The sequence below is a fragment of the Endozoicomonas sp. SESOKO2 genome, from assembly GCF_024606245.1.
In the GTDB taxonomy this organism is placed as follows: domain Bacteria; phylum Pseudomonadota; class Gammaproteobacteria; order Pseudomonadales; family Endozoicomonadaceae; genus Endozoicomonas_A.
In genome coordinates this window covers 1-1,680 of sequence record NZ_JAHHPQ010000199.1, presented here as the reverse complement: position 1 = coordinate 1,680, position 1,680 = coordinate 1, and the positions used below count along the sequence as shown (strand labels likewise).

The 1,680-nt window shown below is 41.3% G+C and carries 1 protein-coding gene; it reads left to right on the top strand.

The features are described from left to right. Window positions 1-149 precede the first annotated feature (149 nt). On the top strand, window positions 150-1,680 hold a 1,531-nt coding region (locus KDK17_RS04730), incomplete at its 3' end, for a hypothetical protein (protein ID WP_257287469.1).

The window sequence follows — 1,680 nt, the reverse complement described above, 5'->3', positions numbered from 1 at the left end:
CTGAAAAAGTATTTAATATTACTTATTTCCATCTGTAGGATAGCCTCCCTTCAGGCATCTGTGCCTGATATGTCCATTAATTTGAAAAAGCTCATAAATGAGAAAATTCAACGAGAAAAACATCCAGGCTAGAGGTTGGAGTTGGAGTAATGAGACAAGTTCAGGTGTTTAAAAAGACACTGCTTTCCGTAGCCGTAGTCACGGCAATTGGTGGTCGCATTGATTATTCGCAGGCTCAATTCTTTGTGGATAATAAAGAGTTTTTTAAAACAGCAGAGAAACTGGATCTTTCCGAAATGGTAAAAGTTCGGGAGGGAATGGCTGCTGATAATCCGCTGAAAAAACAGGCTGATATGGCAATTGCTCGCTATCAGACTTATAAGGTTAAGTATGACGAAAAACACACGGATGATGAGCGTTTCTTTCTCAACATCAGCTTTTGGAAGCATCTTCGAGCTGAAGCACCTGAATTCTTCTTGTTGAATGAAAAAAGTGCATCCACTGCCACTGATGATGGCAAGCCAACAGAAGAAAAACCTTTAGTAAATCGTGAAAAGTCTGCTTTGGGAAAATTCCAAAGAGATCTTGAATCATTGGATGCTGCAGAAACAAAATCCAGCTTCAGTGGTGAAGATTATGGTCTCAATAAGGGGCTCCTTAAAAGCGCTGGACAAAGCCTTAATCAAGCAAGGGACTTATACGTAAAAAGCTTGCTAGAACTTGAAGATGCGAAAATTAAGGATGCCATTCTTATTGAAAAGGAAGTGATAGATGAGGCTACCAATGTAGCTAAAAAGATTAAGGTGGCTCCCGATGCAATCGTACTAAAAGGCTTGGACTTATCTGACGAAGGCGTTAGAAAAATAGTTCTTGAGAAGCTCGCTAAGGTTGAAGAAGTCTTTGAATTAATGGTGGATGGCAATGGTAAAATGGCTGAGCTTGGCTTTAAAACCAGAGTATTTGAACTGGGTGGTTTAGGTAGTGGCTTTAAAGAAGGTGAGACATTGCCTGTGATAGCATCAGCTGCGACTGGAGACGCTCTTGATAAGAGGGCATACGGTACCGTTGTTCTTTCTGAGAAATCCAGTGTCGTGCATCAAGGTTTTGGTACAAAGGAACGAGCACTCGATGCGTTTGTTGCTAAAGAAGGTACGTCTGTACGTGTCGCGAAAGATGGAGCTATACGATCTACAGTCATCTATCTGAAAGATGTTGATGAAGTAACGGGTGTTGATATCGAGAGTGATGGAATCAAAATCAAGCCTGTTAATACTTTTGTAGACTTGATTGGTGTTCTTCCCGAGAAATTGGAAGTTATGGAAGCAACCAAGAGTGAGAATGGTAAAAAGGTTTATCAGCCTGTTGCGCGAAAATCCACAGTAGCGGTTATCGAAGGTGCCAAAAAAGGTACTGTTAACTTAAAAGGCTATGAAGATGTTCATGTCAAAGGTTCTAGGTTAACCGTTCGGCAGTTAGGTGTTGCGGAAGATGGTGTTACTCCAGCATCCAGTAATGTCACCTTCACAGACAGTGATATTATTGTTGATGCAGGCTTAGACGATTCAGTCAAAGGCGGGAAAGGAATTGTAGCCGGTCAGAATATTGTTTTGAGTAATAGTCTTCTACGCATCCAGGAAGAACACAAGATTGCTCTGGAAAGCAATGCTTCCGATGTGTTCG